This window comes from Streptomyces roseoviridis (assembly GCF_039535235.1).
GTDB lineage: Bacteria > Actinomycetota > Actinomycetes > Streptomycetales > Streptomycetaceae > Streptomyces > Streptomyces roseoviridis.
In genome coordinates this window covers 5,090,465-5,116,926 of the sequence record NZ_BAAAWU010000001.1, presented here as the reverse complement: position 1 = coordinate 5,116,926, position 26,462 = coordinate 5,090,465, and the positions used below count along the sequence as shown (strand labels likewise).

The following is a 26,462-nucleotide window of genomic DNA, read 5'->3' as shown; positions in this document are numbered from 1 at the left end:
TTCGATCACTGTTGCGGCGTTCGAGGCAAACGGCGTAAGTGTTACCGGAGGTCCGAATTGGGGAAGTCGCCACCGACGTCCGCCCGGCCTCGTTCACGGCTGCGGGACGACGGACGCCTTCTCCGGCAGGTCCCGCAGCCGCGACAGCGGCGAGGGCAGCACCCACAGCACCGCGAACACCGCGCCGACGGTCGCGATCCACAGCGTGGGCCGCAGTCCGAGGCCGGCGCCGAGCAGACCTCCGACGAGTGCGCCGACCGGCCGGAAGCCGTGGTTCAGCGTCCGGAACGCCCCCATCACCCGGGACCGGATGGCGTCGGGTATCAGCGCCATCTGCAAGGAACCCGCCGCGACGTCGACCACCATCACGCCGACGCAGGACAGGAACTCGGCGGCGAACAGCAGCCCGACGACCAGCGGCAGGGGGCCCTCGGCCGCGGGTATGAGCAGCAGCGGAAGCGTGAAGCCGAGGTAACCGGCCACGAGGGACGGTCCGATGCCGATCCGCCGGACGACGGCGCCGCTGGCCACCGCGCCGATCAGTCCGCCCACCGCCCCTGCCGCGAGCACCGCGCCCAGGACGCCTGCGCTCAGGCCGAGCTCGGTCGTGGCGTAGAGCACGAAGAGGGTGTGGAACATGTAGTTGAAGAGCTGGACCGTGCCGGCCGAGGCGAACAGGGCACGCATCGACGCGTCCCCCAGCAGCCAGCGCAGCCCCTCGGTGAAGTGCCCCTTCTCGACCGGCGCGGGGGGAGGTTCCACGGCGCGGATCCTCGCCAGGTATCCGGCGGAGACCAGATAGGTGAGCGCGTCGGCGAGCAGCGCGATGGGGGCGGTGAGGATCTGCACCAGCACGCCACCGATGCCCGGGCCCGCCAGCCAGGCCATCGAACGGCTCCCGTTGACGAGGGAGTTGGCCTGCACATAGCGCTCGGCGGGGACCAGCGCCACGAACAGGGTGGTGTTGCACGCCTCGAACAGCACGGACAGCGCCCCGACTCCGAAGGCGACCGCGTACAGCTGGCCGAGCGTCAGCGCGTCCAGGAGGTAGGCGACGGGGAGGGTCAGCAGCAGCGCGGCCCGGCCGATGTCGGCCGCGATCATCGCCCGTCTCCTGCGGGCCCGGCGGTCGGCCCAGGCTCCGAGCGGCAGGTTGAGCAGCAGTGCGGGCAGCAACTCGGCCGTCTTCAGCCAGCCCATCTCGGCTGCGTCGGCCCCCAGGACGAGCACGGCGGCGAGCGGGAGCGCCATGAGCGAGATCTGGTCGCCGACGAGCGAGACCGTCTGGCCGGTCCAGTACCGCCGAAACCGACGCTCGCGGAGCAGTACGGGTATGCGGGTGCCGAGCGCCATGGTCACTGCTCCTCGTCGTCGCCGGCCGCGCCTCGCGGGTGGACGGTGCGGGGTGCGCCCTCGGGGAACTCGCGGTCCAGGTAGGCGATGCGCACGAATGTCACGGGCCTGGCCCCTTCGGGCCGCCGGGCCGGATCGAGGTCACGGTCCTCGTAGGGGCGCAGCAGTTCCTGGATCCGCCGGCCGAGGCCGGCGAGCTCCTGCGGAGTGAGGTGGACCAGCGTGTCGCCGAACTGCTCGGCCTCCTTCCACTCCGGGGGGAGGGTGTGGCGGTTCTCCACGGCCCGCAGGACCCGTCGGAAGTACAGCTCGATCGCGGCTCCGCTCAGCGCGTTCGCCGCCTCGGCGACCGCCGCGTCCTCGCTGTGGTCGGGCCACTCGGTGAACTGGGCCGTCGCCCGCCACGGCTTCTCCCGCCCCTTGCCGCCGGGCGCCTGCTCGACCAGCCCGTACTTGGCGAGTATCCGCAGGTGGTACGAGCAGCTGGCGACGGATTCGCCGGTCAGCTCGGCCGCCTGGGTGGCGGTGAACGGCCCGCTGCGCCGCAGCAGCCCCACGAGGGTCATCCGGGTCGGGTGGGCGTAGGCGCGCAGGGCGCGGGGATCGGTGAGCCGGATGCTGCGCGGCTGCTGCTCAGTCATGATGTAAACATATCTTTAGAAAGACTCCTTTACAATGATCTCGACGCTGCACACGGGCGGTTCCCGGGCGTTCGCTCACGGGGACGCCACGGCGAACGTGTGCGCCGCGAGCCCTTGGCCGGCACCCGTCACCGCGATCGCCCCGTCCCGGTCCGTGCTCAGCACCCGCGCCCCGCCGGCCCGCAGCGCCCCCACCGTCAGCGGCGAGGGATGGCCGTACGGGTTGTCCCGCCCCGCCGACACCAGGGCCAGCCTCGGCCGCACCGCCCGCATCAGCCCCGGGTCCTGGTGGGCCGAACCGTGATGGGCGACCTTCAGCACGTCCACCGCGCCCAGCCCCGGATGGTCCCGCAACAGCGCCTGCTGCGCCGGGGGCTCCAGGTCACCGAGCAGCAGCAGGCGCACCCCGCCGGCGGTCCGGACGAGCAGCGTGACGCTCGCGTCATTGGGCCCCTCCGCCAGGTGCCGCCCACCGGCGGCGTGGTTCCTGGGCCACAAGACCCGCCATTCCAGCAAGCCGAGCACCCGCCGCTCCCCCGCCCCTGCCCGCACCACCGGCACCCCTGCCGCGAGCGCCGTCCGCCGCACGAACGCGGCCTGTCCGGGCGGCTCGTCGAGCCCGGTCGTCTGGATCGCGCCCACCGCCCGCCCCCGCAACACCCCCGGCAGCCCGGTGACGTGATCGGCGTGGAAGTGGGTGAGCACCAGGAGCGGGATCCGGCGCACCCCGAGGTCCCGCAGACAGCGGTCGACGGACGCCGGGTCCGGCCCGGCATCCACCACGACGGCGGTGTCCCCTCCGGCCGAGAGGACGGTGGCGTCGCCCTGGCCCACCTGGCACATCGCGAACACCCAGCCCGGCGGCGGCCATCCGGTGACCAGGCGGACCAGCGGAGGCGGCCGCACCACCGCGAGGAACAGCAGCACGGCGCAGCCCGCCCCGATCCACCGCCGTGCCGGCAACCGCCGCACCGCGAGGAGGACCAGGCCGGAGACCAGCGCCAGCAGCAGGCCGCCCCGCCAGCCGTCCGGCCAGGCCGTCTCCGCGCCGGGCAGCTCCGCCCCCGTCCGGGCCACCCGTGCGATCCACCCGGCGGGCAGACCCGCGACCCGCGCCACCGCCTCGGCCGCCCCTGGCCACACGGGCGCGAGCCCCAGGGCGGCGAACCCCAGCACCGTCGCCGGTGCCACGGCCGGCTCCGCGAGCAGGTTGGCGGGCACCGCCACCAGGCTCACCCGTGCCGCGAAGACCGCCACGACGGGCGCGCACACCGCCTGTGCCGCCAGCGTCGCCCCCAGTGCCTCGGCGATCCTGCCGGGCACCCGTCGCCGCCGCAGCGCATCGCTCCAGCCCGGGGCGACCGTGAGCAGCGCTCCCGTGGCCAGGACCGACAGCAGGAACCCGTAACTGCGCGCCAGCCAGGGGTCGTAGAGCACGAGGACCAGCACCACGGCGGCGAGCGCCGGGATCAGTGAGCGGCGCCGGCCGGTCGCGATGGCCAGCAGCGTGACGAGTCCGCACGCCGCCGCCCGCAGCACGCTCGGATCCGGGCGGCAGACCACCACGAAAGCGAGCGTCAGTCCTCCTCCGGCAAGAGCCGTGGCCCTCAGCGGGATGCCGAGCCTGGGCGCGAGCCCACCGCGCTCCGCCCGCTGGGCCGTCCCGGGTCTGCCGATCAGGAGCAGCAGGACGACGGTGAGGTTGGAACCGGAGACGGCCAGGAGGTGCGTCAGATCGGTGGCCTCGAAAGCCTCCTTCAGCTCCGGTCCGATCCGCGAGGTGTCGCCCACGACCAGCCCCGGCAGCAGGGCCCGGGCGTCCGGGGGCAGTCCGTCCGTCGCCCGCCGCAGTCCGGCGCGCAGATCACCGGCCGTGCGCTGGAGCGTGCTCGGGCGGCCCGCGATCCGGGGCGGTCCACCGCCGTCGGCCCGGAGGACCGCGGCGAAGACGTCACCGGAGCGTGCCGGCGCCAGCCTGCCCCGCACGGCGAGCCGGGTCGAGGGCAGCAGCGTCAGCCACTCCCCCCTGCCCTCGCCCGCGGGCACGAGGACCAGGACCGGTGCCCTCGTCCGGTGCGTGGTGCCGTCCCGGTCCCGGACCCTTGTCACCTCACCCGTCACGACCACGAGGCCGGGCGCCGCCCGGCCGCCGTCCACCCCGGGCCGGATGAGCCGCGGGTCGGCGGTGACCGTCACCTCGGTCTCCACCCGGCCGCCGACGGCGGCGAGTTCGGGCACGGGGCCGCGCCGTAGGTCGGCCGCGTGCAGACCACCGGAGGCGGCACCCGCGGCGGCACAGAGCAGGACCCCGGCACAGGCGGTCGCCCGCAGTCCGCGCCGCGCGGCCGGCACCAGCAGCAGCGCCGCCCCGGCCAGGCAGAGCAGCACGCCCGCGAGCGTCCACCAGCCGGCGACCCCCACAGCGAGCGCGGCACCGCCCCATGCGGCCAGGGCCGGCGGGACGAGCCGCAGATCGGCCGGGCCCTCGTCCCGGGGGGCCGCCTCGCGGAGGTCCTCGCTCATGGCCGGACCAGCGGTGCGAGCTCCGCGAACCGGCGTTCGCCGATGCCGTTGACGTCCCGGAGTTCGGCGACCGACCGGAACCCGCCGTGCCGGGCGCGGTGTTCGACGATGTGCCGGGCGAGCACGGGGCCCACCCCGGGCAGCTCGTCGAGCTGTTCCGCGGTCGCCGCATTGAGGCTCAGCGGGCTCGTCGGGCTCGGTGGCCCCAGTCCCGCACCCGACCCCGTGCCGGCCGCTCCCCCGGCTCCCGCACCGCTCGGCCCCGCCGGGAGTCCGACCACGACCTGTTCACCGTCCTGCAGCACCCGGGCCCGGTTGAGACCGGTCAGGTCCGTGCCCGGCCGGATCCCGCCGGCCGCGCGCAGGGCATCGGTAACGCGCGACCCGGCGGGCAGGGTGAACACCCCGGGCCGGCGCACCTTGCCCCCGACATCCACCACGACCACCGCACCCGCTGCCGGGCCGGCACCCGCCCCGGCCCCCGTGCCCGGCCCCGTCGGTACGGAGGGCACGGAAGACCCGGCGGACGTGAGAGACCCGGTCGGCCCGGACTCCGGGAGCGAGGGCGTGGCCCCGGGCAGGGGCCGGGCCGCCACGACGACCTCGGGCGCCCTGACCTGCTGGGGCCGGCCCGTCCAGAAGGAGGCTCCCGCGACGCCGGCACCCACGACCAGGACCACCGCGAGCGCCGCAAGCGAGCGCCGCTCCAGGCCGCACCGGGACTGGACCCACAGCGGCAGCCGCTCGCGCACCGCGAGCCGTAACCTCTCCGCGCGCCGCATGGGCGGCTCCGGTCCCGCCCGCTCCCCCGTGGCAGGTCCGGCCGGCTCCGGGGGCCTCGGGGCGGGCGGCGGAGGCGACGACGCCGGGAACAGTGCCTCGCCCCGTCGTCGCACCGTCTCCGGCGCCGGTCGTGCCGGACGAGTCGCCCCCGCCGTCCGTGGGGGCCGCCGTGCGGCGCGGCCGTCCGATCCCGGGGCCCGCCCGGGCCCGCTGGTCGCCGTACCGCGTCCTGATCCGATGTGTGTGCGAAGAGTCATGGATCCGACGGTAGGCAGCTTCACCGGAATCCGCTGAGACGCCTCAAATCCGGTGGACAACCACCCAGTTGTGGATAACTCCACCACCCGAACGAGGGACGGCACGAGGGACGCCACGGGACGGCACGCGGCAGGAAGCACGGCCAGGGACCGGAACGCCTCGTGGCCCGGCCGCGGATCAGCGCGGCGAGACGACCACCGCGAGCAGACCCGGTCCGGTGTGGGCGCCGATGACCGCGCCGACCTCGGTGACCTGGAGCTCCCCGAGGTCCGGCAGCCGCGCCAGCAGCCGCTCGGCCAGGGCGGCGGCCCGCTCGGGCGCGCACAGGTGGTGCACGGCCACGTCCACGGGGCCGGCTCCGGCCCGCTCGACCGCGATCTCCTCCAGCCGCGCGATCGCCTTCGACGCCGTCCGCACCTTCTCCCGCAGTTCGATCCGCCCGCCGTCGAGTTCGAGCAGCGGCTTCACGGCCAGCGCGGATCCGAAGAGGGCCTGCGCCGCCCCGATGCGCCCGCCGCGCCGCAGGTAGTCGAGCGTGTCGACGTAGAAGAAGGCGGAGGTGTTCGAGGCCCGCTTCTCGGCCGCCGCCGCGGCCTCGTCGACCGAGCCGCCCGCCTCGGCGACCTCGGCCGCGGCCAGCGCGCAGAAGCCCAGCGCCATTCCCATCATCCGCGTGTCGACGACCCGGACCGGCACGGGCGCGTCCCGGGCGGCCAGCACGGCGGCGTCGTAGGTGCCGGAGACCTCGGCGGACAGGTGGAGCGAGACGATGCCCTGGGCCCCGGCCTCGGCGGCGGCGCGGTAGGTCTCGGCGAAGACCTCGGGCGCGGGCCGCGAGGTGGTCACCGAGCGCCGCTTCTGCAGCGCTTCCGCGAGCGAGCGGGCCGAGATCTCCGTGCCCTCCTCCAGCGCGCGGTCCCCGATGACGACGGTGAGCGGAACGGCCGTGATGGCGTGCCGCTCCATCGCCTCGGGTGGCAGGTAGGCCGTGGAATCGGTGACGATCGCGACATGCCGGGACATGAGCGGGAGGTTACCCGCCGAGGCCGCCGCGCGGCAGCCCGGGCCCCGTCAGCGCTCTCCCGCGCGGCTCCCGGAGCCGCGCCCGGCCGGCCGCCGGGGCAGGTCTCAGGTGGTGCTCTCCGGGCGGGTGGACTTCTGCCACGGGTACGCCGTCAGACGGGGGTCGGGGCCGGTGATCGCCTGCGGCTGCTCGGGCGCCGCGGCCTCCGGTCCCGGCGCGGCCGCTCCCCGCTGTCCCGGAGCCGTGGCCTCGCCCGGGCCGTCGGTGTGGGTCCAGTGGCGCAGGGCGCCCGCCTCCATGTCGATCTGGGCGCTCAGCGAGGAGAGGTCGTCCTGGGCGAACTGGCGGGCCCGGTCGCGCGCCGCGAAGCGCAGCGCGTCGGCGGAGTGGGTGATCTGCTCGGTGCGCCGGCGGAGATCGGGCAGCTGTCCGGCGACGTGGGCCCGGTCCGGCTCGCGCTCCAGCCTCTTGAGGTCCTCGTCCAGCTCCCGCCCATGGGCGGTCAGCCGCTGGAAGAGGTCCAGGGACTCCCTCAGGGACGCGTCCTCGGCGACGCCCGCCTCCAGCGCGTCCTGGGTGGCGCGCATCGAGGTGCGCAGCGAGAGCCGCAGCTGGGCCAGCTCGCCGGCGACGCCGGTGTGGCCGAAGCTCTTGGCCCGCAGCGTGGTGTCCTCGACCGTGCGCTTGGCCTGGTCGATGGTGCGGTCGACGCCGCGCTTGGCAGCCTTGGCCACCTTCACCGTGGCATAGACCCCGAGCGCCACGAAGGCGACGAAGAGCAATGCCAAGATCGTGATCAAGGCTTCCATGTGGCTCGCCCCTCCGGCCTCGATTGTGGTTCCTCCACGGTAAACGGAAGGGGCAGGCCGACGGTTCCAGGGGAACCCCCAACCTGCCCCCAGCCTCCCCCTAGGGGAAGACCCGGTGGTCGTCGTCCGGCCGTCAGCCGGCCACGATGTTGACCAGCTTCGGCGCACGGACGATCACCTTGCGGATCGCCGCGCCGCCCAGCGCGGCGACCACGGCCGGGTCACCGAGCGCCAGGGCCTCCAGGTCCGCGTCGCTGATGGACGGAGAGACCTCCAGACGCGCCTTGACCTTGCCCTTGATCTGCACGACGCAGGTCACGGTCTCGTCCACGACGTACGCCGGGTCGGCGACGGGGAAGTCCTGGTGCACGACCGAGTCGGTGTGGCCGAGGCGGTGCCACAGCTCCTCCGCGATGTGCGGGGCCAGCGGGGCGACCAGCAGCACCAGCTGCTCGGCGACCTGCCGGGACACCGGACCGCCGGACTTGGTCAGGTGGTTGTTCAGCTCGGTGATCTTGGCGATGGCGGTGTTGAAGCGCATCGCGACCATGTCCTGGGAGACGCCGTCGATCGCCTTGTGCAGGGCCCGCAGGGTGTCCTCGTCGGCCGGCTCGTCGACGACGGTGACCTCACCGGTCGTCTCGTCGACGACGTTGCGCCACAGCCGCTGCAGCAGGCGGTACTGGCCGACGACCGCGCGGGTGTCCCACGGGCGCGAGACGTCCAGGGGGCCCATGGCCATCTCGTACAGGCGCAGGGTGTCGGCACCGTACTCGGAGCAGATCTCGTCGGGAGTGACCGCGTTCTTCAGGGACTTGCCCATCTTGCCCAGGACGCGGCTGACCTTCTCGCCCTGGTACCAGAACGCGCCGTCGCGCTCCTCGACCTCGGCGGCCGGGACGGCGATGCCGCGGGAGTCCCGGTAGACGAAGGCCTGGATCATGCCCTGGTTGTACAGCTTGTGGAACGGCTCGGCCGAGGAGATGTGGCCCAGGTCGAACAGGACCTTGGACCAGAAGCGGGCGTACAGCAGGTGCAGCACGGCGTGCTCGGCACCGCCGACGTACAGGTCGACGCCACCGGTGGGCATGCCCTCGCGCGGGCCCATCCAGTACTGCTCGATCGCCGGGTCGACCAGCTTCTCGTCGTTGTGCGGGTCCAGGTAGCGCAGCTCGTACCAGCAGGAACCGGCCCAGTTGGGCATGGTGTTGGTCTCGCGGCGGTACTTCTTGGGGCCGTCGCCCAGGTCCAGGGTGACGTTGACCCAGTCCTCGTTGCGGGACAGCGGGGTCTCCGGCTGGGTGTCCGCGTCGTCCGGGTCGAAGGTGCGCGGCGAGTAGTCGTCGACCTCCGGCAGCTCCAGCGGCAGCATCGACTCGGGCAGCGAGTGGGCGACGCCGTCCTCGTCGTAGACGATCGGGAAGGGCTCGCCCCAGTAGCGCTGGCGGCTGAACAGCCAGTCGCGCAGACGGAAGTTGACCGTGCCCTCGCCGATGCCGCGGTCGGCCAGCCAGGCGGTGATCCGCTCCTTGGCCTCGACGACGCCCAGGCCGTCCAGGGAGACCTCCGCGTTGGCGGAGTTGATCAGCTTGGCCTCGTACGAGGAGAAGGCGTCGTCCCAGGCGGCCGGGTCGGTGCCGCGGTCGTCGCTCGGCTCCACGACGCAGCGCATCGGCAGCTCGAAGGCGCGCGCGAAGGCGAAGTCGCGGGAGTCGTGCGCCGGGACGGCCATGATCGCGCCGGTGCCGTAGCCCATCAGGACGTAGTCGGCGATGAAGACGGGGACCTGCTCGCCGCTGACCGGGTTGGTCGCGTACGCGCCGGTGAAGACGCCGGTCTTCTCCTTGGCCTCGGCCTGCCGCTCGACGTCCGACTTCGAGGCGGCCTGCTTGCGGTAGGCGTCGACGGCCTCGGCGGGGGTGGCGTGACCGCCGGTCCACACCTCGTGCGTGCCCTCGGGCCAGGCGGCCGGGACGATCTTCTCGACCAGGTCGTGCTCGGGGGCCAGCACCATGTAGGTGGCGCCGAACAGGGTGTCCTGGCGGGTGGTGAAGACGGTGATCGCTCCGGCGTCGCCGACCTGGAAGTCGACCCGGGCGCCCTCGGAGCGGCCGATCCAGTTGCGCTGCTGCAGCTTGATGGCCTCGGGCCAGTCCAGCGCGTCCAGGTCGTCCAGCAGGCGGTCCGCGTAGGCGGTGATGCGCATGTTCCACTGGCGCAGCTTGGCTTTGAAGACGGGGAAGTTGCCGCGCTCGGAGCGGCCGTCGGCGGTGACCTCCTCGTTGGCCAGGACGGTGCCCAGGCCGGGACACCAGTTGACCGGCGCGTCGGAGGCGTACGCCAGACGGTACTCGCCCAGGACGTCGGCGCGCTCGACGGCGCTCAGGGCGCTCCAGTCACGGCCGCCGGGAACCTCGCGGGTGCCGTTCTCGAACTGCTCGACCAGCTCGGCGATGGGGCGGGCCTTCTTCGCCTCGTCGTCGTACCAGGAGTTGAAGATCTGCAGGAAGATCCACTGGGTCCACTTGTAGTAGTCCGGGTCGATCGTGGCGAACGACCGGCGCTTGTCGTGGCCCAGGCCCAGCCGGCGCAGCTGGACCTTCATGTTCTCCATGTTGGCCTCGGTGGACACGCGCGGGTGCGTGCCGGTCTGCACGGCGTACTGCTCGGCCGGCAGTCCGAAGGCGTCGAAGCCCAGGGTGTGCAGGACGTTGTGCCCGGTCATGCGCGCGTGGCGGGCGAAGACGTCGGTGGCGATGTAGCCCAGCGGGTGACCGACGTGCAGACCCGCACCGGAGGGGTACGGGAACATGTCCATGATGAACTTCTTGGGGCGGGCCGCCACGGCCGCGTCCCCGGCCAGGTCACCGGTGGGGTTCGGGGCCTCGTAGGTGCCCTCGGCGTCCCAGGCGTCCTGCCAGCGTGCCTCGATGTCGGCGGCCACGGCCGCCGTGTAGCGATGCGGGGCCGCCGTCTCGGCAGCCGTGTTGATCTCGGTCATGATCCTTGAAGCTCCATCGATCGTCTCTGCCCACTGCCAGCAACTGCCACGAAATGAAAAAACCCCTCGCACAGGAGGGGACGCCGCGCCGATGCCGACCGGATCTTCATCCGTCGGGACTGATCAGCGCGGCTCGCTAAGCAGAAGGCGTACGGCACGCATGGCGTCAGGGTACCGCAGGGCCCGAGCGGGCCGCACCGGCGTTCCGGGGGGTGACACGCGAAGAAGCGGGCCGTCCGTCTGGACGACCCGCTTCTCTCCTGTGGAGCTAAGGAGAATTGAACTCCTGACCTCTTGCATGCCATGCAAGCGCTCTACCAACTGAGCTATAGCCCCGTGCGAGGGATTCACAGTACCGCAGAAGCGGTGCGAACCGACCCTCCCGGGCGGCCCGCTTCCCTTCTGTGGAGCTAAGGAGAATTGAACTCCTGACCTCTTGCATGCCATGCAAGCGCTCTACCAACTGAGCTATAGCCCCTCACGTCCACCGCTCCGGCTGCTGCCGCGGCGACGGACAGAACAGTAACCGGCCCCCGGACCGTTCTCCAAATCCGTTTCTCCGGGGCCCCGCGGCCGGCCGGGTAGGGTCGCCGACTGTGTCCGTCTCCGTGCCCTCCCCCACCCGCGCCCGGTCCCTCGCCGTGGCCGCGGCGGTCTGTCTGTTCTCCTTCGCGGCCTTCTGGGCGGCGCAACGCCTCGCGCACGTGAACATGCTCGACGTGATGGTCTACCGGGCGGAGGCCGAGACGCTGCGGGCCGGAGGCGACCTGTACGCGATGCGCGCCACGTCGGCGAACCTCGCCATGACCTATCCGCCGTTGGCGGCCGTCCTGTTCCTGCCGCTGACCCTGGTGAGCGTCCCGCTGATGCGGACCCTCTCCACCGCCGGAAACCTGCTCCTGCTGCTGGCGCTGGTCCAGCTGTCGCTCCAGCTCGTGCGCCCGGCGCTGTCCCGCGCCGGATCCCGTGCCGATCTGTGGCGTACGGCACTGTGGGTGGCCGCCGTCGTGGTCTGGTGCGAGCCGGTGTGGACGACGCTGCGGTACGGGCAGATCAACCTGCTCGTCGCGGTGGCGGTGCTGTGGGACCTGACCCGCCGCGAGGGGAGCCGCTGGGCCGGCGCGGGCATCGGGCTCGCCACGGCGGTGAAGCTCACCCCGGGCCTCTTCGTGGTCCTGCTCCTCGCCGCCGGCCTGCTGCTGTGGCGCCGGGACCGGGCCCTCAACCAGTGGCTGCGGACGGCGCTGACGGCGACCGGGGTCTTCCTCGGGACGACACTGACCATGGCGCTGGTCCTGCCCGCCGACTCCAGGACGTTCTGGACCCGGACCCTGTTCGAGACGGGCCGGGTCGGCCACGCCGAGGAGACCGCCAACCAGTCCCTGAGCGGCGTCCTCGCCCGGCTGATGCACACCGACGCGCCGGGCCTGTGGTGGGTGGCGGCCGCGGCCCTCCTCGGCGGCGCGGCGATGGTGCTGGCGATACGGGCCGCGCTCCGCGGCGACAAGGCGGTGGCCGTGGTCGTCACCGCGTTCACGGCGCTGATGATCAGCCCGATCTCCTGGTCCCACCACTGGGTGTGGTGCGTGCCGCTGCTGATCCTGCTGTACGACCGCTCCACGCGCGCGTGGCCGGTGACGGGAGCGGTCGCGCTGGCCTTCGCCTCGTTCGCGCTGTGGTGGGTGCCGCACGACCCGGGCCGCCCCGAACTGCACCAGAACGCCGGTCAGATGCTGCTCTCGGCGGTCTATCCGCTGACGGCGACGGCGGTCTTCGCCGGCTACGCGCTGGCGCGGTGGCGGGCGCGGACGCCGCGGACGGTCACCGGCCGGGCCGCCGGGGCCACGGCCGGGGCGGCGGAGTCCGGGACCGCGGCCGCGGGGCGGGAGCCTCAGGCCGTGGCGAAGGAGTAGAACCGCTTCAGGGTGCAGTGCTCGTCGAGGAGCCGGCCGTAGATCGGCTCCCCCTCGAGCTCACGGTAGGTCTCGATGGGGTCGCCTTTTATGATCAGCGCCCGCGCGCACTCCTCGCACCAGTACTGGAACTCCGGGTTGACCGGATCCATGTCGCGGACGATGGGCGTACCGCTGCCGCACCAGTCGCACTTCCGCCTGTGAGCACCCATCACTCGGCTCCACAAGAGCACGGGGAACGGTCGAGCCGGGCCCGTGGCACCGGGGCGGCATCCGAGACGGCATCGGCTGTGATCTCCTCGGCACCGTCCACGGCCATGCGAGCTCCCTCCCGTCCGGACCCTCGTCCCCTCCGGCGGTCCGATTCTGCCATGGCCCCGCAAGAGGGGCAGCGCCGTCGGCGGACCGGGCGCGGGACGGGAGAGCTGACGAAACGACGAATCCCGCCCCCACTGGGGACGGGATCCGGTGACTGTGGAGCTAAGGAGAATTGAACTCCTGACCTCTTGCATGCCATGCAAGCGCTCTACCAACTGAGCTATAGCCCCTCGTGTTCTTCGCGCTCCGCGCTGCGAACAAGAAGAACTTTAGCCTGTGACCTGCCGGAAAGTGAAATCGGGGTCCGGCAGGCCGCCGACGGGGTCAGTCGTCGTCGCCGAGGACGGGCTCCGGCAGCGTTCCGGCGTTGTGCTCCAGCAGGCGCCAGCCGCGCGCGCCCTCACCGAGGACGGACCAGCAGCAGTTCGACAGGCCGCCCAGGCTCTCCCAGTGGCGGGCCTCCAGGTCGAGCAGCCGGCCGATGGTGGTGCGGATGGTGCCGCCGTGGCTGACCACGACGAGCGTGCCGTCCACGGGGAGCTTCTCGGCGTGCGCCAGGACCACCGGGGCGGCCCGGTCGGCCACCTCGGTCTCCAGCTCGCCGCCGCCCCGGCGCACCGGCTCGCCGCGCTTCCAGGCGGCGTACTGCTCGCCGAACCGCGCGGTGATCTCGTCGTGGGTCAGCCCCTGCCACTCCCCCGCGTACGTCTCGCGCAGGGCGGAGTCGTGCGCGACGGCGAGACCGGTGAGCGCGGAGAGCTCGGCGGCCGTGGCCGCCGCCCGCTTGAGGTCGGAGGACACGATGGCGTCCGGCTTCAGCGCGGCGAGCAGCCGGGCGGCCCGGCGCGCCTGGGCGACGCCGGCCTCGGTCAGCTCGATGTCCGTGGAACCCTGGAAGCGGCGCTCCAGGTTCCACGAGGTCTGGCCGTGACGCCACAGCACGATGCGGCGGCCCGCGCCGCCCTTGCCGCTGGTCAGCTCAGCTCACCGTCCGTTCCGTCGGTGCCCATCAGGCGGGCGTGCTCCTCCGCCTTGCCGCGCGTCTTCTGCGCGTCCTCGGGCAGCGGCAGCTCGGGGCAGTCCTTCCACAGCCGCTCGAGGGCGTAGAAGACGCGCTCCTCGCTGTGCTGGACGTGGACCACGATGTCGACGTAGTCGAGGAGGATCCAGCGGGCGTCGCGGTCGCCCTCGCGGCGCACCGGCTTGGCGCCGAGCTCCTTGAGCAGCCGCTCCTCGATCTCGTCGACGATCGACTTGACCTGGCGGTCGTTGGGTGCGGAGGCGAGCAGGAAGGCGTCGGTGATCGACAGCACGTCGCTGACGTCGTACGCGATGATGTCGTGCGCGAGCCGGTCGGCCGCCGCCTGGGCGGCGGTGGTGACGAGTTCGATGGAGCGGTCCGTGGCGGTCACATGCAGGCTTTCGTCGGCGGTCAGAGACACCTCAAGGGTCTCATGTACCGCCGACGGGCCCGAAAAGGATTATCGAAGAGTCATCGGCCGGCGCCGGGGATCTTGTAGTCCTGGCCCAGGACGACGGTGACCTCGGCGTTTCCGGCGGGCTTGCCCTTGGTGACGGAGCCGGCCGGCAGACCGAGCGTCTTGGCGACCTCCGAGGCGGTCGCCTTGTGGGCGTCGTCCCCGTAGACGACCTGGGACTTCTCCTCCGTGCCGGCCTTGGTGCCGCCGACCACCGCGTAGCCGCCGTTGATCAGGACCACGCGGGCCGCCTCGGTGGCGTCCTCGCCGGTGGCGTCGCGGATCGCGACCCGGGTCGCCGCACCCTGCTCCGGGGCGCTGACCTTGCCGCCGAGGATGTCCTCGACCACGCTGTCGCCGGTGGCCTCGCTGAGGGAACCGTCGGGCTCGACGGGCAGCAGCGCGGTCTTGTAGTCGCCGACCTTGGCGTGTTCGGCGAGCTTGGCGAGGGAGGCGCCGAGGTCCTTCTCGGGCAGGGAGGGGTCGAGGATCTGCGCGAGGGTCTCGACGGTGACCGTGGCGGCCTTGGGGTCGTCGGAGATCTTCCGCAGGACGCCGTACATGACCTGGCCGAAGCGCTGGAGCTGCTTGGCCTCGGCCTCGCCGGGCGCGCGGTAGGTGGCGTAGGCGACGGCGGCGCGGCCGTTGAGCGTCTGGTTCTCGCCCTTCTTGACCAGCGGCTCGGCGCCCGGCTTCTCGCCGGGCACGTCGGTGTCGGTGGTGATGTCGATGTTGCTGACGAGCTCGACCAGGTTCTCCAGGTACGGGGTGTCGAGCCGCCAGGTGCCCGCGATCTTCGCGCCGAGGAGGTTGCCGATCGCCTCCCGGGTGCCACTGGAGCCGTCGTCCTCGACGGACTTGGCGAGGGTGGTGGTGGCGCCCTCGTCGTCGGCGACGGCGAGGGAGTTGGGGAGCAGGACGGTGGTGCCCTGCTTGGTGGTGGCGTTGTTCACCAGGAGGGCGGTGGAGGTGCCGCCGCTCTTGGTGTGGTGGAGGTGGACGACGATGGTGTCCCGCTGCTGCGGTCCGGTGGCCGTGTTGCGCTGCTGCTCGTCGCCGCCCGTGAAGGGGAGCCGGCCGGCCGACCACAGGTAGCCGACGCCGCCGACGACGGCGAGCGCGAGGACGACGACGAGGGCGACGACGCGGTTGCGTCCCTTGCGACGGGCCTCCTCGCGCCGCTCGGAGCGGCTCTCGGTGAACTTCAGCCAGTCGATGACGTCTTCGGAGTCCTCGTCGGGCTCCTCGATGAACGAGAACTGCTCGGTGCGGTACGCGCGCCCGTCGTCCTCCGGCGCCGGGCGCGGCCCGGGCACGGCGGCGGACGGGGCGGGTTCCGGCGCCGGGGCGGGCTCCGGCGGAGCGGGAGTGGGAGCGGGCTCGGTCTGTACGGCCCACTGCTGTCCGGTGCCGTACTGCTGCTGGTAGTCGTAGCCGGGCTGCTGGGCGTACGGGTCGTAGCCGTAGTCCTGCTGCTGGGGCGGCTGCACGTGGTGCTGGGGCGGCTGCTGCGGTGCCTGGGGCTGCTGGACCGGCTGCTGCTGCCCGTACGGGTCGTACCCGTAGTCCTGGGCCGGGGGCTGGGCCTGGGCGTGCTGCTGCCCGTACGGGTCGTAGTGCTGCTGCGGGACCTGCTGCTGGTACACCGGCTGCCCGTACTCGTCGTAGCCGATGATCTGCGGCTGCGGATAGTACGGGTCGTACGGGTTCTGCTGGTCGTTCACCGGTGCCCCTCCCCGAGGCTCACTCGCCGCGGTACAACTGGCGCTTGTCGATGTAGCGCACCACACCGTCCGGGACCAAGTACCAGACCGGGTCGCCCTTGGCGACCCGTGCCCGGCAGTCGGTGGAGGAGATGGCGAGCGCGGGGACCTCGACCAGGGACACGCCTCCCTTGGGCAGTCCGTCGTCGGTGAGGTCGTGACCCGGTCGGGTGACGCCGATGAAGTGGGCGAGCGCGAACAGTTCCTCGGCGTCGCGCCAGGTGAGGATCTGCGAGAGCGCGTCGGCGCCGGTGATGAAGAACAGGTCCGAATCGGTGTTGAGGGAGCGCAGGTCCCGCAGGGTGTCGATGGTGTACGTCGGGCCGCCCCGGTCGATGTCGATGCGGCTGACGGAGAACTGCGGGTTGGACGCGGTGGCGATGACCGTCATCAGATAGCGGTCCTCGGCCGCCGAGACGGCCTTGTGGCTCTTCTGCCACGGCTGCCCGGTCGGCACGAACACCACCTCGTCGAGGTGGAACAGGGCGGCCACCTCACTGGCGGCCACCAGGTGTCCGTGGTGGATCGGATCAAACGTTCCGCCCATCACGCCGAGGCGGCGTTTGCCGCGACCGCCAGTAGGCACTTCCTGCTCTCCCATGCGTGCAGAGCCTACTGGCACGGCGGCGGACGCCGGATCAGCGGCCTCGGGGCTCAGCGGTCGCGGTTGAAGCGGGTCGTGATCCACAGCAGCAGGAGCAGGGCGGCGAGGGAGCCGAAACCGGTGAGGTACGGGTTGAGGCTTTCGTGGTTGCCGCCGTGCTCGGCGCCCCCCTCGGAGGCGAGCGTGACCAGGTTGGCGGCAGTGGCGTGGAGGCTCATCTTCGGCAGGACCTTCGATCGGGGATGGGAGCGAGACTTCGCGCACATCGTATGCGGCACGTCGCGGCGTGCTCACGCCGACTCAGGCGTTGGCGTCGCCGGGGCCGTCGGCGGGCTTCGTCCCGGTGCGGTCCGCGCGACGGTCCGGGCCGCCGGTCGCGCTGCCGCCGGGGGCGCCGTGCGGGCCGCTGCCAGGGGCTGCGTCCGTGCCGCCGCCCGGGTCGCCGTCCGCGCCCTTGCCATAGCCGCGCAGCAGGAACCAGGCGAGGAGGACCGCGCCCACCATCGAGGCGAGGAGCACGATCCGGAGCGTGTCGCCCGGGCCCTGCTCCTTCGTCGCGGCGAGCAGGACGGTGACGGCGGCGGTCGCGGTGTCCGTCATGGCGGTGGTGCTCCTCGCTTGTCCAGGGTGCCCGAGTTATCCACAGGCTCCGGCATACGGTAGTCGCCTCGCCTAGGCTGGGTCGCGTCAGGGGGACGAGCACCGACTCGTACGAACAGGGGGCATCCATGACCGAGAACCACCAGGGGAATCTGCCCGGCAGGCAGCGCAAGCGCTTCCCGGACATCTCCTCGCGGGCCTACGAGCACCCGGCCGACCGCTCGGCGCTCGTGGCGCTGCGCAAGCTCAGCGGCTTCGACACCGTGTTCAAGGCGCTGAGCGGGCTGCTGCCCGAGCGCAGCCTGCGACTGCTGTTCCTCTCCGACTCCGTGCGGGTGAGCGACGCGCAGTTCTCCCACCTCAACGACATGCTGAGGGACGCCTGTTACATCCTGGACCTGGAGAAGGTCCCGCCGATGTACGTGACGCAGGACCCGAAGCCGAACGCGATGTGCATCGGCCTGGACGAGCCGATCATCGTGGTCACCACCGGCCTGGTGGAGCTGCTCGACGAGGAGGAGATGCGGGCGGTCGTCGGCCACGAGGTGGGCCACGCGCTGTCGGGTCACTCCGTGTACCGGACGGTCCTGCTCTTCCTCACCAGTCTGGCGCTCAAGGTCGCCTGGATCCCCCTGGGGAACGTGGCCGTCATGGCGATCGTGACCGCGCTGCGCGAGTGGTTCCGCAAGTCCGAGCTGTCCGCCGACCGGGCGGGGCTCCTCGTGGGCCAGGACCTCCAGGCGTCGATGCGCGGCCTGATGAAGATCGCGGGCGGCAACCACCTCCACGAGATGAACGTGGACGCGTTCCTCGCCCAGGCCGACGAGTACGAGAAGGGCGGCGACCTGCGCGACTCCGTGCTGAAGATCCTGAACGTGCTGCCGCGCTCGCACCCCTTCACCACGGTGCGCGCCGCCGAGCTGAAGAAGTGGTCGGAGACCCGTGACTTCCAGCGGATCATGGACGGCCACTACCCGAAGCGCACGGAGGACAAGGACACCTCGGTGACCGATTCCTTCCGCGAGTCCGGGCGGCACTACGCGGAGTCGGTGCGCACCAGCAAGGATCCGCTGATGAAGCTGGTCACCGACATAGCCGGTGGTGCCGGGGACCTGGCGGGCGATCTCGGCGGGAAGCTGTTCGGCCGCTTCGGCGGCGGCAACGGCGGCGACGACACCGGCGGTCAGCGGGCCAAGGGCTCCCAGGGCGGCGACAGCGGGCCGGCCGGCGACGGGACCGGCGAGCGGGGTCAGGGCGAGGGCTGAGCGCGGGGCGCCAGGGTGCCGCAGAGCGGGGCGGTGGCCGGACGGTCCGTGGCGTACGGGTCGGTGACCGCCTGCCGGTCCCGGTCGGCGGCCCGTTCGCCGGCCAGCAGCGGGCGCAGCGCGCCGGTGGTGTCGCCGTCGCAGGACTGCGGGCCGGCCCGGACGGTGCTGGTGACCAGTTCGGCGCGGTGCATCCGCAGGTCCTCGCGGTCGAAGCGGAAGCGCAGCTCGCGGTGGACGGTGTACAGCGAGGCCCGCGGGGCCGGGCCGCTGCCGGAGGCGGCGGGCCGGACGGCGTAGGTGAAGGTGTGGTCCGCCGTGACCTCCAGGTGGTCGGTGTTGATCTCCGCGAAGCGGAGGGTGCCCTGGACGCGGACGGCCGGGTCGGCGAGGGTGACGCGCCGCGGGTCGAAGCGGACCAGCCAGCCGGAGACGGCGTGCCGGCCGTCGTCCCTCGGGGATTCGACGCTTCGGTCGAACTGTTCCTGCTGGTCCGGGTCGACGAGCAGGCGGGGCGGGCGGACGGTCGCGCCGGTCAGGACGCCGGGTTCGAGGGAGGAGGCCACCAGGTAGTCCTTGGCGATGCCGAGGGCGGTCATGACCTGGTTCTCGGAGAAGTGCCCGGTGCGGCCGGTCGGGGGGAGCGTGATGCCCGCGGCGCCGACGCGTTGTCCGGCGGCGGGGCTGCGGGCGAAGAGCCGGGCGGGTTCGCCGCCCGGCACGGGACCCTGCGGGGCGAGCGGGACCAGTGTGGTGCGCAGTGCTTCGGCCGGCTGGTCGACGGGCGGCTGGTAGGGGTTGCGGACGCCGAGGTAGACCGCGGTGCCGAAGGCCAGCAGGATCAGCAGGACGAGGAGCAGGGCCTGCCGGGAGCCGCCGCCGCGGCTCTGCGGGGCGGGCAGGGTGCGGACCGCCTGGGCGTGCTCTCCCATCCGTTCCTGGGCGGAGAACTCCTGGAGCCGGGCAGCGCGGACGAACGCCTCGTCGAAGACGACGGCTCGGTACTCGTCCTCACCGCCGGGGACACCCTCGGGGGTCCCCTCAGGCGGGTCGCCACGGCCTGCCATACCTTCAGGGTAGGTCGGCGGGGGTCCCGGTAAACGCCCAGGTACACGACAACTTCGGAAGATTTCGGACGCCGCTGCGGCGAACGGGCGAGGGACCTGCCCGGACCCGCGGGGGGCCTGCTCTAGCGGGCGCCGGGGACGGCGGGGACGGCGGCCGCGGTGGGGGCCGCAGGGGGCTTGTCCACGCCGGTGGTGGCCGGGGGGACGCGGTCCTGGCGGTTGGCGGAGGCGCCGCGGTAGACCGCGCTGAAGGCGAGGGCCACCATGCCGACTCCCATCACGAGGGCGAGCACCCAGGCCACCGGGCGGTGCCAGCGGGCGCTGCCGCGGTAGGGCCGCAGGGCGCCGCCGTGCGGCCCGTAGGGGCCGAACTCGTCGTCCTCGTCGTCCGGGTCGTAGCCGTCGGCGAAGCGGCCGCGGTCGTGGGTCTCGTCGTAGGGCTCGTCGTCCGCGAGCCCGGCGACGGCCCGGGCGCGGGCGGCCTCCGCCTCGGCGCGGGCCTGGGCCGCGGCGAGCAGCCGCTCGACGGCGGTCGGCTCGTGGATCTCGGCCGCCCGTACGAAGTCCTCGTCGAAGACCACGGGGGCGAAATCCTCGTGGGCGCCTCCGCGGTCGACAGAGTCCTCGGGGTCTCCGCCGTCCTGAAACGGCCTGCCCCCCACGTCGTCCGGCACGGGTTCAGAGTAGACCGGGAAGGGGGTTTTGGGCAGGGAGAGCGCGAACTGTCCCTGCCCTCGGCCTTCGTCCGAAAGAGGGGCGTCGGTTACCGGACGTGACCGTCGCCGGTCACGATGTACTTGGTGGAGGTGAGCTCGGGAAGGCCCATGGGGCCGCGGGCGTGCAGCTTCTGGGTGGAGATGCCGATCTCGGCGCCGAAGCCGAACTGTCCGCCGTCCGTGAAGCGGGTGGAGGCGTTCACGGCGACCGTGGTCGAGTCGACCAGCTGGGTGAATCGGCGGGCCGCGGCCTGCGAGGTGGTGACGATGGCCTCGGTGTGGCCGGAGGACCAGAGCCGGATGTGCTCGACGGCCTTGTCGAGGGAGTCGACCACGGCGGCGGCGATGTCGTAGGAGAGGTACTCGGTCTCCCAGTCCTCCGGTGTGGCCGGGACGACGGTGGCCTTGCCGCCCTCCGCGTGGGCGAGGACCCGCTCGTCGGCGTGGACGGTGACGCCGGCCTCCGCCAGGGCGTCCAGGGCCCTCGGCAGGAAGGTGTCGGCGATGTCCTTGTGGACCAGGAGGGTCTCGGCGGCGTTGCAGACGCTGACCCGGTGGGCCTTGGAGTTGACCAGGATGTCGACGGCCATGTCCAGGTCGGCCTCGGCGTCCACGTAGACGTGGCAGTTGCCGGTGCCGGTCTCGATGACCGGGACGGTGGACTCCTCGACGACCGTCTTGATCAGCGAGGCGCCGCCGCGCGGGATGAGGACGTCGACGAGGCCGCGGGCCCGCATCAGCTCGCGTACCGAGTCGCGGGACTCGCCGGGCACGAGCTGGATGGCGTCGGCGGGCAGTCCGGCGCCTCCGACGGCGTCGCGCAGGACCTTCACCAGGGCGGTGTTGGACGAGTACGCGGAGGAGGAACCGCGCAGCAGGACGGCGTTGCCGGACTTGAGGCAGAGGGCGGCGGCGTCGACGGTCACGTTGGGCCGGGCCTCGTAGATGATGCCGACGACGCCGAGGGGGACGCGGATCTGGCGCAGGTCGATGCCGTTGGGAAGGGTCGAGCCGCGGACGACCTCGCCGACCGGGTCGGGCAGGGCGGCCACGTGCCGGACGTCGGCGGCGATGGCCCGCACCCGCTCGGGGGTGAGGGTGAGCCGGTCGATGATGGCCTCGCTGGTGCCGGCCTCCCGGGCGCGGGCGATGTCCTCGGCGTTGGCCTCGACGATCTCGGCCGTGCGGACCTCCAGGGCGTCCGCGATCGCCAGCAGGGCGTCGTCCTTCGTCGCGCGCGGGAGTGGCGCGATTTCGGCGGCCGCGGCGCGGGCCCGGTAGGCGGCCTGTGCGACCGGGGACATGTTGTCGAAGGGCATGAGCGAGGTCATGTCCGCAGGGTACTGGCACCACTGCGGACATCCCTCACGTATCTCATCGCCGTCCCGCACTGCGAGACGTCCGGGCCCAGCTCCCCGCCGGGCTCCAGGACACCCCGCCGCCCGGCTCCCCGCCGGGTTCCCGGACACGCCGCCGCCCGGGCCCCGGCCGGGCTCGGGACCGGGCCGCTCCGGGGCCCGGGGCAGCGGCGCGGCGCCCGTCGGCCCGTCGGCCCGTCGGCCCGTCAGTACGGGTGGACGCCGACCGGGGCGGCCGGCGGCGGGCCGTAGCCCTCGGCGATGCGCTGGTGGTAGGTCTCCCGGTCGATGACCTCCAGACCGACGATCTCCCAGGGCGGCAGCTTGGCGCTCTGCCGGTGCTCGCCCCACAGCCGCAGGGCGACGGCCGCCGCGTCGTGGAGGTCGCGGGCCTCCTCCCAGTAGCGGATCTCGGCGTGGTCGCCGGCATAGCGGCTGGTCAGCAGGAAGGGGTGGTCGTGGGCCAGCTGCTCCAGGGCGCGGCGCACCTCCTGCAGCGGGGCCTCCGCTCCGGAGACGCTGAGGGTGATGTGCCAGAGCTTGGACAGCTCCCGCTCGGGGGTCCTCCCGTCCGTCTGCTCGGGCACGTCTCGCTCGTACCCGTCGAAATCGGCTCCGGCCTCGACGCTCGTCAGGGCGCGTTCGGCCGTCCCGCGGGGCATGGCCCCTGGGCGCGCTCGTCTCACCGGCGGCCTCCTGTGTGATGCCTGTGCTGCGTGCTGCTGCATGCTGCTGCGTGTACTGCGCCTGTTGTCGTCCCCGCCCTCTCCTGCCCCCGAGAGAAAGTTGACCAGCCCGCGGCGGCGCATGGGGCGGTTTTGGTAAAGGTCCCTACCGGATGACCAGAGTTTCAGCCGTTTCGGTTCACATGGGCCCGGGGCACATGCGTGCGGTCACGTGCGTGCGGGTGACACGCGCGGGTCACATCACGACCAGGTCGTCGCGGTGCACGACCTCGCGCTCGTACTCGGGGCCCAGTTCGCGCGCCAGGTCGTGGGTGGAGCGGCCGAGCAGCCGGGGGATCTCCTTGGCGTCGAAGTTGACGAGCCCCCGGGCGACGGCGCGGCCGTCGGTGTCCCGCAGCTCCACCGGGTCACCGGCGGTGAACTCTCCCTCGACGGCGGCGATCCCGGCCGCGAGCAGCGACTTCTTGCCCTCCACCACGGCCCGCACGGCCCCGTCGTCGAGGGTCAGCGCGCCCTGCGGGGTCGAGGCGTGCGCGAGCCAGAGCAGCCGGTCGGCGGAACGGCGGCCGGTGCGGTGGAAGTAGGTGCCGGTGTCGCGGCCCGCGAGGGCGTCGGCGGCCCGGCTGGCGGAGGTGAGGACCACGGGGATGCCCGCGGCGGCCGCGATCCTGGCGGCCTCCACCTTGGTGACCATGCCGCCGGTGCCGACGCCCGCCTTGCCGGCCGAGCCGATCTCGACGTGGGCGATGTCCCCGGGCCCGGTGACCTCGGCGATCCGCGAGGTGCCGGGCTTGGAGGGGTCGCCGTCGTAGAGCCCGTCCACGTCGGAGAGGAGGACGAGCAGGTCGGCGCGGACGAGGTGGGCGACGAGGGCGGCGAGCCGGTCGTTGTCGCCGAAGCGGATCTCGTCCGTGGCGACGGTGTCGTTCTCGTTGACGACCGGCAGGGCGCCCATGGCGAGCAGCTGGTCGAGGGTCCGGTAGGCGTTGCGGTAGTGGGCGCGGCGGCTGGTGTCGTCCGTGGTGAGCAGGACCTGGCCGACGCGGATGCCGTACCGGGCGAAGGAGGCGGTGTAGCGGGCGACGAGCAGACCCTGGCCGACGCTGGCGGCGGCCTGCTGCCGGGCGAGGTCCTTGGGCCGGCGGGTGAGGCCGAGCGGTGCGAGGCCGGCGGCGATGGCGCCGGAGGAGACCAGGACGATCTCCTTCTCGCCGCCGCTGCGGACCTTGGCGAGAACGTCCACGAGGGCGTCCACGCGGTCGGCGTCGAGGCCGCCGGAGGCGGTGGTCAGCGAGGACGAGCCGACCTTCACCACGATCCTGCGGGCTTCCGTCACGTACTGCCTGGCCTGTGTCACCTGCGTCGTCCTCGCCGTCATGCTCTCGCTCGTGCCGTCGCGCTCGTGCGCTCGCTCGCCAGGCAATCTACGCGAGCAGCACCGGGCGCCGCCCGTCTATTCCGTCGGCTGGACAGCGCTCCCGGTGTGCGCCCGCCAGGCCGAGGCGATCATGGAACGCACGTCGTGGCGGGCCTTCCAGCCCAGTTCGGCGGCGCTGCGTTCGGCGCAGGCGACGACCTTCGCCGGGTCTCCGGGCCGCCGGGCGACGACCTCGGGCTCGACGGTCCGGCCGGTGACCTCGCGGATCAGGTCGATCATCTCCCGCACGGAGACGCCCTCGCCGCGGCCGATGTTGAGGGTGAGGTCGCGGAAGTCGCCCGCGGCGGCGAGCTCGGTGAGCCGGCGCGCGGTGGCCAGGTGGGCGTCGGCGAGGTCGTCGACGTGGATGTAGTCGCGGACGCAGGTGCCGTCGGGCGTCGCGTAGTCGTCGCCGAAGATCAGCGGCGGCAGCCCGGCGTCGAGGCGCTCGAAGACCATCGGCACGAGGTTGAAGACACCGGTGTCGGCGAGCGCGGGCGCGGCGGTGCCGGCCACGTTGAAGTAGCGCAGACAGGCGGTGGCCATGCCGTGCGCGCGGCCGACGGAGCGGACCATCCACTCGCCCGCGACCTTCGTCTCGCCGTACGGGCTGAGCGGCGCGCACGGGGTGTCCTCGGTCACCAGCTCGGTGTCGGGCGTGCCGTACACGGAGGCGGAGGAGGAGAAGACGAAGCGGTCGACGCCGGCGCCGGCGGCCGCTTCGAGGAGGACCTGGAGGCCGCTGACGTTCTCGCGGTAATAGAGGAGGGGGCGCTCGACGGATTCGCCGACGGCCTTCTTCGCGGCGAGGTGGACGATGCCCCGGACCGCGTGGTCGCGCAGGACCCGGTCGAGGAAGGGCCGGTCGAGGACGCTGCCCCGTTCCAGCGGGACGCCGGCCGGGACTCTGGCCGGGTCGCCGCTGGAGAGGTCGTCGAGGACGACCACCCGCTCACCGGCCCCGGTCATGGACTTGACGACATGGGAACCGATGTATCCGGCACCGCCGGTGATGAGCCACGTCATTCGGGCAGCCTAACCCGAACGGCCCGGGGCCCCGCCCCGGTCCGGGCGGCACCCCGGGCCGGTCACGGGCAGCGCCCCGGGCCCGTGGCGGGCGGCACCCCGACCGGGAGCACGCGGCACCCCGGGCCGGTCACGGGCGCGCCCCGAGCCGGTGGCGGACGGCACCCCGACCGGGAGCACGCGGCACCCCGGGCCGGTCACGGGCGCGCCCCGAGCCGGTGCGCGGCGGCGCCTCAGGCCCGGTCCGCCAGCGAGCGGCGGAACGCCACGCACTCCTCGTACACCGGCAGGATCCCCGCCTCGCGGGCCTGGGCCAGGGTCGGGCCCTGGGCGTCCTTGGCGGAGAGCTCGGGCTCACCGGTGACCGGCCACTCGATGCCGATCTCCGGGTCGAGCGGGTACACCGTGCGCTCGCGCTGCGGCGCGTAGCCCTCGGAGCAGAGGTAGGTGACGGTGGCGTCGTCGGTGAGCGCGCAGAAGCCGTGGCCGAGGCCCTCGGAGAGGTAGACCGCCTTGCGGTCCTGGTCGTCGAGGCGCACGGCCTCCCAGCGGCCGAAGGTCGGCGAGCCGACCCGTACGTCCACGATGATGTCGAGCACGGCGCCGCGCACACACGTCACGTACTTGGCCTGGCCGGGCGGGACGTCGGCGAAGTGGATGCCGCGCACGACCCCGGCGGCGGACACCGACAGGTTGCCCTGCTTCAGTCCGAGCGGGTGCCCGACGGCCTCGGCGAGCGCGTCGGCCTTGTACCACTCGAGGAACAGACCTCGGGCGTCACCGTGCTGCTGCGGGACGAACTCCCAGGCACCCTCGATGCCCAGCGGGTTGACCTTCATGGGACCGATCCGTCCTCTCTCAGGCCTTCTCGGCCTCGTACGCGAGCAGGTTCAGCAGGTAGTCGCCGTAACCGCTCTTGGTCAGCGGCTCGGCGAGGGCGCGCAGCTGCGCGTCGTCGATGAAGCCGGCGCGCCAGGCGGCCTCCTCCAGGCAGCCGATCTTCATGCCCTGCCGCTCCTCGACCACGCGGACGTACTCCGACGCCTGGACGAGGGACTGGAAGGTGCCGGTGTCCAGCCAGACGGTGCCGCGGTCGAGGACCGAGACCTGGAGCTCGCCGCGGTCGAGGTAGTACTTGTTGACGTCGGTGATCTCCAGCTCGCCGCGGTCGCTGGGCTTCAGGCCCTTGGCGATCTCGACGACCCGGCTGTCGTAGAAGTAGAGGCCCGGCACCGCGTAGCGGGACTTGGGGTTCTTCGGCTTCTCCTCGATGGAGCGGGCGCGGCCCTGCTCGTCGAAGTCGACGACGCCGTAGGCGGTGGGGTCGGAGACGGCGTGGGCGAAGACGACGCCGCCCTCGGGCTCGCTGTAGCGGGCGAGCTGCCGGCCGAGGCCGACGCCGTGGAAGATGTTGTCGCCGAGGATCAGCGCCACGGGCTGGTCGCCGATGAATTCCTCACCGATGACGAATGCCTCGGCAATTCCGTTCGGGTGATCTTGAGTGGCGAACTGGATGTCGAGCCCGAAATCGGACCCGTCGCCCAGAAGCCGCTCGAACTGCGGGCGCTCCTCGGGGCCCGTGATGATCAGAATCTCCCGGAGCCCCGCCATCACGAGGGTCGACAGGGGGTAATAGATCATCGGCTTGTCGAAGACCGGCATCAGCTGCTTCGACACGGCCCGGGTGATCGGCCACAGTCGGGAGCCGGTACCACCGGCGAGCAAAATTCCACGCATGGGCACGCAGCCTACGGCAGGCCCGCGGGGCCGCCCGCCACCCGGGCCGCGCCCCGTCGGACGCCCGCCGTGAGAACGGTCACGAAGGTCCGGACAAACGACGGGGAACGGACGGAGGAACG

At 72.7% G+C, this 26,462-nt stretch carries 24 protein-coding genes and 3 tRNA genes; 2 read left to right on the top strand and 25 right to left on the bottom strand.

Translation table 11 applies throughout. The annotated features are described in order from the left end of the window. Positions 1-93 precede the first annotated feature (93 nt). The 9 genes from ABD954_RS23105 to ABD954_RS23065 form a co-directional block, all read right to left on the bottom strand. Positions 94-1,353: an MFS transporter gene (locus tag ABD954_RS23105; protein ID WP_345488408.1), complete on the bottom strand. Its 1,260-nt coding sequence runs from the start codon at positions 1,351-1,353 to the stop codon at positions 94-96. Positions 1,354-1,355: 2 nt separating this feature from the next. Then, entirely contained in the window at positions 1,356-1,994 is a 639-nt protein-coding gene (locus ABD954_RS23100; RefSeq protein ID WP_345488406.1) for a winged helix-turn-helix domain-containing protein, read from the bottom strand. A gap of 75 nt (positions 1,995-2,069) precedes the next feature. After that, positions 2,070-4,517, bottom strand: coding sequence for a ComEC/Rec2 family competence protein (locus ABD954_RS23095; RefSeq protein WP_345488404.1), 2,448 nt, complete (start codon positions 4,515-4,517; stop codon positions 2,070-2,072). Next, positions 4,514-5,299: a ComEA family DNA-binding protein gene (locus tag ABD954_RS23090; protein WP_382745800.1), complete on the bottom strand. Its 786-nt coding sequence runs from the start codon at positions 5,297-5,299 to the stop codon at positions 4,514-4,516. Before ABD954_RS23090 ends, ABD954_RS23095 begins: the two co-directional genes overlap by 4 nt. Positions 5,300-5,735: 436 nt before the next feature. Further along, a complete protein-coding gene (locus ABD954_RS23085) occupies positions 5,736-6,581 on the bottom strand; it encodes a DegV family protein (RefSeq protein ID WP_345488400.1) in 846 nt (281 codons plus the stop codon). Positions 6,582-6,686: 105 nt separating this feature from the next. Then, complete coding sequence (locus tag ABD954_RS23080) at positions 6,687-7,391, bottom strand: hypothetical protein (RefSeq protein WP_345488398.1); 705 nt, start codon at positions 7,389-7,391, stop codon at positions 6,687-6,689. A 133-nt stretch (positions 7,392-7,524) separates the two neighbouring features. Continuing rightward, entirely contained in the window at positions 7,525-10,392 is a 2,868-nt protein-coding gene (gene leuS, locus ABD954_RS23075) for a leucine--tRNA ligase (RefSeq protein ID WP_345488396.1), read from the bottom strand. 263 nt (positions 10,393-10,655) lie between these two features. Beyond that, a tRNA-Ala gene (locus ABD954_RS23070) sits at positions 10,656-10,728 on the bottom strand. A 69-nt stretch (positions 10,729-10,797) separates the two neighbouring features. Next, a tRNA-Ala gene (locus tag ABD954_RS23065) sits at positions 10,798-10,870 on the bottom strand. 118 nt (positions 10,871-10,988) lie between these two features. On the opposite strand from ABD954_RS23065, the gene ABD954_RS23060 reads away from it, so the two are divergent. Beyond that, positions 10,989-12,305, top strand: coding sequence for a glycosyltransferase 87 family protein (locus ABD954_RS23060; protein WP_345488394.1), 1,317 nt, complete (start codon positions 10,989-10,991; stop codon positions 12,303-12,305). Here the strand turns inward: ABD954_RS23060 and ABD954_RS23055 are convergent. The 8 genes from ABD954_RS23055 to ABD954_RS23020 all read right to left on the bottom strand — a co-directional run bounded on the left by ABD954_RS23055 (position 12,284) and on the right by ABD954_RS23020 (position 17,068). Further along, positions 12,284-12,457, bottom strand: a complete 174-nt coding sequence (locus ABD954_RS23055; RefSeq protein WP_264250025.1) for a hypothetical protein — start codon at positions 12,455-12,457, stop codon at positions 12,284-12,286. The two genes, ABD954_RS23060 and ABD954_RS23055, sit on opposite strands and share 22 nt — an antisense overlap. Positions 12,458-12,780: 323 nt before the next feature. Then, positions 12,781-12,853, bottom strand: a tRNA-Ala gene (locus ABD954_RS23050). A gap of 94 nt (positions 12,854-12,947) precedes the next feature. Beyond that, complete coding sequence (locus ABD954_RS23045; protein ID WP_345492406.1) at positions 12,948-13,601, bottom strand: histidine phosphatase family protein; 654 nt, start codon at positions 13,599-13,601, stop codon at positions 12,948-12,950. Continuing rightward, a complete protein-coding gene (rsfS, locus tag ABD954_RS23040; protein ID WP_345492404.1) occupies positions 13,598-14,035 on the bottom strand; it encodes a ribosome silencing factor in 438 nt (145 codons plus the stop codon). The genes ABD954_RS23045 and rsfS overlap by 4 nt, the downstream gene beginning before the upstream one ends. A gap of 80 nt (positions 14,036-14,115) precedes the next feature. After that, the gene (locus ABD954_RS23035; protein WP_345488387.1) at positions 14,116-15,825 is read right to left on the bottom strand and encodes an LCP family protein; all 1,710 of its coding nucleotides are present in this window, start codon (positions 15,823-15,825) and stop codon (positions 14,116-14,118) included. A gap of 19 nt (positions 15,826-15,844) precedes the next feature. Further along, on the bottom strand, positions 15,845-16,465 hold the full coding sequence (gene nadD / locus ABD954_RS23030; protein WP_345488385.1) for a nicotinate-nucleotide adenylyltransferase: 621 nt from the start codon (positions 16,463-16,465) through the stop codon (positions 15,845-15,847). A gap of 53 nt (positions 16,466-16,518) precedes the next feature. Continuing rightward, positions 16,519-16,686: a hypothetical protein gene (locus ABD954_RS23025; RefSeq protein ID WP_345488383.1), complete on the bottom strand. Its 168-nt coding sequence runs from the start codon at positions 16,684-16,686 to the stop codon at positions 16,519-16,521. Positions 16,687-16,768: 82 nt separating this feature from the next. Further along, on the bottom strand, positions 16,769-17,068 hold the full coding sequence (locus tag ABD954_RS23020; RefSeq protein WP_345492655.1) for a hypothetical protein: 300 nt from the start codon (positions 17,066-17,068) through the stop codon (positions 16,769-16,771). Between the two features lie 128 nt (positions 17,069-17,196). On the opposite strand from ABD954_RS23020, the gene ABD954_RS23015 reads away from it, so the two are divergent. Continuing rightward, complete coding sequence (locus tag ABD954_RS23015; protein WP_345488381.1) at positions 17,197-18,333, top strand: M48 family metallopeptidase; 1,137 nt, start codon at positions 17,197-17,199, stop codon at positions 18,331-18,333. Here ABD954_RS23015 and ABD954_RS23010 read toward each other — a convergent pair. The 8 genes from ABD954_RS23010 to rfbA all read right to left on the bottom strand — a co-directional run bounded on the left by ABD954_RS23010 (position 18,318) and on the right by rfbA (position 26,340). Beyond that, complete coding sequence (locus ABD954_RS23010) at positions 18,318-19,400, bottom strand: SCO2583 family membrane protein (RefSeq protein WP_345488379.1); 1,083 nt, start codon at positions 19,398-19,400, stop codon at positions 18,318-18,320. The genes ABD954_RS23015 and ABD954_RS23010 overlap by 16 nt on opposite strands. 122 nt (positions 19,401-19,522) lie before the next feature. Then, complete coding sequence (locus ABD954_RS23005) at positions 19,523-20,074, bottom strand: SCO2584 family spore wall biosynthesis protein (RefSeq protein ID WP_345488377.1); 552 nt, start codon at positions 20,072-20,074, stop codon at positions 19,523-19,525. 89 nt (positions 20,075-20,163) lie between these two features. Continuing rightward, positions 20,164-21,447: a glutamate-5-semialdehyde dehydrogenase gene (locus ABD954_RS23000; protein WP_345488375.1), complete on the bottom strand. Its 1,284-nt coding sequence runs from the start codon at positions 21,445-21,447 to the stop codon at positions 20,164-20,166. Positions 21,448-21,680: 233 nt separating this feature from the next. Next, a complete protein-coding gene (locus ABD954_RS22995; protein WP_345488373.1) occupies positions 21,681-22,160 on the bottom strand; it encodes a hypothetical protein in 480 nt (159 codons plus the stop codon). Between the two features lie 235 nt (positions 22,161-22,395). After that, positions 22,396-23,517, bottom strand: coding sequence for a glutamate 5-kinase (proB, locus tag ABD954_RS22990; protein ID WP_382745804.1), 1,122 nt, complete (start codon positions 23,515-23,517; stop codon positions 22,396-22,398). A 96-nt stretch (positions 23,518-23,613) separates the two neighbouring features. Beyond that, on the bottom strand, positions 23,614-24,603 hold the full coding sequence (gene galE, locus ABD954_RS22985; protein WP_345488369.1) for a UDP-glucose 4-epimerase GalE: 990 nt from the start codon (positions 24,601-24,603) through the stop codon (positions 23,614-23,616). 233 nt (positions 24,604-24,836) lie between these two features. Next, positions 24,837-25,442: a dTDP-4-dehydrorhamnose 3,5-epimerase gene (gene rfbC, locus ABD954_RS22980; protein WP_345488367.1), complete on the bottom strand. Its 606-nt coding sequence runs from the start codon at positions 25,440-25,442 to the stop codon at positions 24,837-24,839. A 19-nt stretch (positions 25,443-25,461) separates the two neighbouring features. Then, the gene (rfbA, locus tag ABD954_RS22975; RefSeq protein WP_345488365.1) at positions 25,462-26,340 is read right to left on the bottom strand and encodes a glucose-1-phosphate thymidylyltransferase RfbA; all 879 of its coding nucleotides are present in this window, start codon (positions 26,338-26,340) and stop codon (positions 25,462-25,464) included. Positions 26,341-26,462: the final 122 nt, after the last annotated feature.